General features: G+C 62.0%; 5 protein-coding genes and 1 other annotated feature. Of the genes, 3 read left to right on the top strand and 2 right to left on the bottom strand.

Going from position 1 to position 5780, the window contains the following annotated elements; genetic code table 11:
• Positions 1–184 precede the first annotated feature (184 nt).
• Positions 185–394, top strand: a complete 210-nt coding sequence (locus AC5DC2_RS18085; protein ID WP_024707768.1) for a cold-shock protein — start codon at positions 185–187, stop codon at positions 392–394.
• Between the two features lie 105 nt (positions 395–499).
• Here AC5DC2_RS18085 and AC5DC2_RS18080 read toward each other — a convergent pair whose 3' ends face one another.
• Both AC5DC2_RS18080 and AC5DC2_RS18075 read right to left on the bottom strand, forming a co-directional pair.
• Positions 500–1354: a universal stress protein gene (locus tag AC5DC2_RS18080; RefSeq protein ID WP_024707769.1), complete on the bottom strand. Its 855-nt coding sequence runs from the start codon at positions 1352–1354 to the stop codon at positions 500–502.
• An 11-nt stretch (positions 1355–1365) separates the two neighbouring features.
• Entirely contained in the window at positions 1366–2868 is a 1503-nt protein-coding gene (locus AC5DC2_RS18075; protein ID WP_024707770.1) for a SulP family inorganic anion transporter, read from the bottom strand.
• 73 nt (positions 2869–2941) lie between these two features.
• Positions 2942–2997 (bottom strand) — a sequence feature (sul1 is cis-regulatory element that is thought to sense ions involved in sulfur or methionine metabolism; They are found in Alphaproteobacteria).
• A gap of 290 nt (positions 2998–3287) precedes the next feature.
• Between AC5DC2_RS18075 and ku the strand changes: the two genes are divergently transcribed.
• Both ku and ligD read left to right on the top strand, forming a co-directional pair.
• Positions 3288–4187, top strand: a complete 900-nt coding sequence (gene ku / locus AC5DC2_RS18070; RefSeq protein ID WP_491699478.1) for a non-homologous end joining protein Ku — start codon at positions 3288–3290, stop codon at positions 4185–4187.
• Entirely contained in the window at positions 4154–5749 is a 1596-nt protein-coding gene (gene ligD / locus AC5DC2_RS18065; RefSeq protein WP_491699477.1) for a non-homologous end-joining DNA ligase, read from the top strand. The genes ku and ligD overlap by 34 nt, the downstream gene beginning before the upstream one ends.
• Positions 5750–5780 lie beyond the last annotated feature (31 nt).

Below are 5780 nucleotides of genomic sequence, written 5' to 3'. Positions count from 1 at the left end.
TGAAAAATAAAAATTTAGCGTCTTGCTCCGGTCATGATTGTCGCGTAACAAAAGTCCCATCGAATTGGTTTGCTAAGTTACGTCTGCGCGAAAGTGCTGGAAACGGTCTTCCTATCAAAATCGAACGACACTGCATGATGGATATCATGTGATCTTGGAACGCACGATTTGAAAGGAAATCGTTATGAGCGTCGGCACTGTAAAATTCTTCAACTCCACCAAGGGCTACGGCTTTATCGAACCGGAAGATGGCGGCAAGGACGTTTTCGTTCACATTTCTGCCGTTGAGCGCTCCGGCATGACCACGCTGGCCGAAGGCCAGAAGGTCAACTTCGAAGTCGTCGCCGATCGCCGCACCGGCAAGAGCGCCGCTGAAAACCTCAGCGCCGCCTGATTTCGCTTCGCGCGACCGGTCACCAGCGACCGCGAAAGAAAAGAACCCTCCGGAGCGTGCGTTCCGGAGGGTTTTTCGTATCGGCGATATATGGCGATCTGCGCGTCAGCGCACCAGGAAGACGGGGATCTTGCAGGCGCGCAAGACCGCCGTTGTGGTCGAGCCGATGACAAGCGCGCGGATTCGCGAATGCCCGTAGGCACCCATGACCAGAAGGTCGGCGCCAATCTCGGCCGTCACATCCTCGATGACCTTTTCCGCATGGCCCGGGCGCATGACGAGCTTCGCCGTCACGCCCGCATCCTGCAGCCGCTTCAGCGCGGTCTCGGCCTTGCCGGCCATGGGATCGCCTTCCTTGCAGACGGTCAGAAGCGTCGCGTCCGTTTCCTTGAGAATGCGGCTGCCGATCACGCGCTCCACCGCCTTGTCGGCGCTCGGGCCGCCGTCATAGGCGACCAGAACCTTGTGGATCGGCTTGAAGGCGCGGGCGGCGACAAAAACCGGCTGCTTTGCGGACCGGACGGCGCGCTCCAGGTTGGAGCCGAGATGACCGGATGCAAAATCCGCCCCTTCGCCGCGCTTGCCGATGACGATCACGCGGGAATCCGCACCGACATCTTCGACCGCCTCGACGAAATCGCCGTTGCGCAGCCGGGTCTTGACCTCGGTCACGCCCTCGGCAGCGAGCCGCTCGAGCGCGCCTTCGAGCAGCAGGCGTCCGCGTTTCTGCGCCACCTTGGCGTTCTGCGCGTCAAGCTCGGCCAGTTCTTCCAGAAGCGCGGTGCGGGCGCCAAGGCCGATGGAACCGGAAAGGTCGGCCGGCGCATGATGGCCTTGCTTGCGCTCCAGCACATGAACGAGCTCCACGGAAAGGCCGAGCTGGCCGGCAATCCACGCAGCGTGATCGCACACGCTTTCGGCATAGTTCGAACTATCGATAAAGGCTGTCAGCTTATCCATGATTGATCTCCCTAATGCCCCTCTTTCATGAAGTCTTCGAGCGCGTCGGGCTTGTCGTGCACGGCAAGCCGGTCGACAATGGTCGCGCTCGCCTCGTTGAGGCCGACAATCTCGACCTCGGCGCCCTCGCGCCTGAATTTCATCACTACCATATCGAGCGCTCCGACGCTTGATATATCCCAAATGTGGGCGCGCGAGACGTCAATGACGACCTTCTCCAGTGCTTCGCGGAAATCGAAGGCAGCGTTGAAATCCTCCACCGAGGCGAAGAACAACTGGCCCTCGACATGATAGGTCCGCGCTGTTCCATCTTCGGAAAGCTCGGAGCGCACGCCGAAGAGCTGGGCGATCTTCCAGGCGAAGAAGATGCCGGAGAGGAGCACGCCGACCAGCACCCCGATCGCGAGATTGTGCGTGGCGACGACGACGGCGACGACCGAGATCATGACGACGGAGGACGAGCGCGGGTGGTCCTTCAGGTTCTTGATCGATGACCAGGAGAAGGTGCCGATCGAAACCATGATCATCACGGCGACGAGCGCCGGCATCGGGATCTGGCGCACCCACTGGTCCAGCACGACAACGAGGATGAGAAGAACAACGCCGGCAATGAAGGTCGAAAACCGTCCGCGACCGCCGGATTTCACGTTGATCATCGACTGGCCGATCATGGCGCAGCCGGCCATGCCGCCGATGAAGCCGGTGCAGAAATTGGCGATGCCCTGGCCGGCGCATTCCTGGTTGCGGTTGGAGCGCGTATCCGTCAGGTCGTCGATGAGCTGCGCCGTCATCAGACTTTCCAGGAGGCCAACGACGGCTACCGCCAGCGAATAGGGCAGGATGATCATCAGCGTTTCAAGCGTCAGCGGCACCATCGGCAGATGGAAGACCGGAAAAGCATCCGGCAGTTCGCCCATGTCGCCGACATTGCGCACGTCGAACTGGAAGATCATGGTCAACACGGTGATGACGACGATGGCGACGAGCGGGGAGGGAACGGCATTGGTGACGCGCGGCAGGAGGTAGATGATCGCCAGCGCGCCTGCGACCAGCACATAGGTCACGAAGGTCACGTCCGTCAGTTCCGGCAATTGCGCCATGAAGATCAGGATCGCCAGCGCGTTGACAAAACCGGTCATCACCGAGCGCGAGACGAAACGCATGAGGGCGCCGAGCTTCAAGAGGCCGAAAACAACCTGGATGACGCCGGCAAGCACCGTTGCCGCCAGCAGATATTCCAGCCCGTGGCCGGCGACCAGCGGCGTCATCAGCACGGCGGTCGCGGCGGTGGCGGCGGAAATCATGCCAGGTCGGCCGCCGACAAAGGCGATGATGACGGCGATCGAGAAGGAGGCGAACAGGCCGACCTTGGGGTCGACGCCGGCGATGATGGAAAAGGCGATGGCTTCGGGAATGAGCGCCATGGCGACGACAAGGCCGGAAAGCGTGTCGGCGCGCACATTGCCGAACCACTCCTGCCGGTACTGGGCGAGCGAAAAATGTCTGGTGTTCATCAATGGTCCCTGAAAATCTGTTTGCGGCCGGCAGGCAAAGTGCGGGCCGGGAGGTCATGAAAACAGTTTCAACGGTTGTCCGGCGGATCGGCGGCCGGAAGAGCCACCCGGAGTTTCACCGGGTCCGGGGTTCATTGACGACAGTCAATACGGATTTGGGCGCTGGAGGGCAAGGTTTGCAGCGCAAAATAGGGCGGAAAGGGGGCGGTGATGCGCGGTTTTGAGCCGCGCGTCTCGCGCCGCGAGCACCCGTTATTGCCGCTGCGGGGACAGAGCCGGACGCGTCGGTCTCCGGCAGCCCGCCGCTTTCACATAGGCCCTGCGCTTCAGAAGCAACTGGCGCGCAGCACCGCCGTCTCGCTGCCGGGAACATTGCCGCGGCCTGGCCGTTGAATCGCCAAAGAGCTGGGGAGACTGGCATGGCATCACGGGCAATATGGAAAGGGCAGATGCGACTTTCGCTGGTGTCGATAGCGGTGGAGCTTCACTCTGCGACGCGCCGCTCGGCCAGCGTGTCCTTCCGACAGATCCACGAGCCGACCGGAAAGCGCATCCGCTACGAGAAGGTGGCCGAAGGTGTGGGGCCGGTTGACCCGGATGATATCGTCAAGGGGTATGAGCAGGACGGCGAATATGTGCTGATTGATCCCGAAGAGATCGATGCAATCAGGCTCGAAACGAAAAAGACCTTCGAACTCGTCCAGTTCGTCGGGGCCTGCGAGATTCCGCCCATTTATTTCGACAAGCCTTACTACATCGTTCCGGCCGACGAGCTGGCGGAGGATGCCTATCGCGTGATCCGCGATGCGCTGCGGCGCTCGCAGAAGACGGCGCTCGGGCAACTGACCATGCGCGGCAAGGAATATCTGGCGGCCGTACGTCCCTGCGGCGACGGACTTCTGCTCGAGACTCTGCATTATGCCGACGAGATCCGCAATGCCGATCCGCTGTTCAGCGCGATCGAGGACGAGGCGAGCGACGACGAGCTTCTCGATGTGGCAACCTCGCTGATCGATAAGAAGACCGCCGCTTTCAGCCCGGAGGATTTCCGGGATCATTACCGCGAGGCGCTGGAAGACCTGCTCGCGAAGAAGCAGAAGAACCGCCGCACGCCGCGCGCCAAGGCAGATCACGGCGACGGCGGCGGCGGCGGCGAGAACGTGGTGGACCTGATGGGCGTCTTGAAGAAGAGCCTTGAGGGGACGAAATCCGGCGGCGGAAAATCCTCATCCGGAGCGAAGGGCAAAGCCAAGCCGAAAACCGGCACGCAAAAAGGCATCATGACATGGCCGAGATCGACAGACTTGCAGAATACGTGACGCGCCGCGATTTTTCGCGAACCGGGGAGCCTGGGCGCGGAACCCGCAGGAAAAGCCGCAAGGACAAGCTTTCCTTCGTGGTGCAGAAACACGATGCCTCCCGACTTCACTATGACTTTCGGCTGGAATGGGGCGGCACGCTCTTGAGCTGGGCGGTGACGCGCGGACCGAGCGACGATCCGCGGGAAAAGCGGCTGGCGGTGCGCACCGAGGACCATCCGCTCGACTATGCCGGCTTCGAAGGCACGATCCCGAAGGACCAGTATGGCGGCGGCACCGTCATGGTCTGGGACCGCGGCACATGGGAACCGGTCGGGGACCCCGAACAGGGACTTTCCGAGGGCAAACTGAAATTCTGCCTTAAGGGCGAACGCATGAACGGCGGCTGGGCGCTGGTGCGCATGCGCGGCAGGAAGGGCGAAAGGCGCGAGAACTGGCTGCTGATCAAGGAGCGCGACGGCATGGCCGGCGACGAGGCCGATCATCTGACGGGCACCTTTGAGACCAGCGTCAAGACCGGGCGCTTGCTCGACGCGATCGAACAGGATGGGAAGCCGAAAAGGACCGGGTCGAAATCAGGATCTTCCAGCGGGAAAATGCCGAAATTCAGGAAGCCCGAACTGGCCACGCTCTACGACGCGGTGCCGGAAGGCGAGGGCTGGATCCACGAAACCAAATTTGACGGCTATCGCTGCATAGCCGCCGTGGGCAAAGGCGGACCGCGCTTCTTCACCCGCTCGGGCCAGGACTGGACCGACAAATACCAGGCGCTTGCCGATGCCTTTGACGCGCTGGAAGGCGAGAGCCTGTTGCTCGACGGCGAGATCATGGCGGCCGATGTTCCCAAAAACGGCTCGGCCTTTTCCGCGTTGCAGGCGGCGCTTCATGACGGCGCGCCGCTCCTCTATTATGTGTTCGACATCCTCGAGCACAATGGCAGGTCGCTGACCGACTGCCCCCTTCTTGAGCGCAAGGCGGTGCTTGAGGAGGCGCTTGCGCCGCTTGACCTCGAAGAGGGCAAGGTGCGGGTTTCGGCCTGGGTCGAGGGCAATGGCGGCGACATTCTCGAGAAGATCTGCAAGGCCGGCGGCGAGGGCATCGTCTCCAAGAAGGCCGATGCGCCCTATCGCCACAGCCGCACAAAAAGCTGGCGCAAGGTCAAGTGCGGCAAGCGGCAGGAGTTCGTCATCGGCGGTTATTCGCCCTCTTCGAAAAGGGGCCGCGCCTTCGCCTCGCTGTTGCTCGGACAATATGCGGATGACGGGCGTCTGTGCTATCGTGGCCGCGCCGGGACAGGGTTTTCGGCGGATGAACTCGACCGGCTGGGCGGCAAGTTGAAGAGCCTTTCCCGCAAGACCGCTCCTTTCGAAGATGTGCCGGGGGCGATCGCGCGGGATGCTGCCTGGGTTACGCCGAAACTTGTGGCGGAAATCGAGTTCGCGGAGTTGACCGCCGAAGGGCATGTGCGCCACGGCGCCTATCTCGGCCTGCGCGGCGAGAAGGAGGCGGAAGAGGTGACACCGGAAAACGAGACGCGCAGCGACGCCATGGATGACGACTAGGCGTGAATCGGTCCCTGCTCTCTGCCCTCTC

Source organism: Martelella sp. (assembly GCF_984369615.1).
This window is presented reverse-complemented; position numbering and strand designations above follow the sequence as displayed.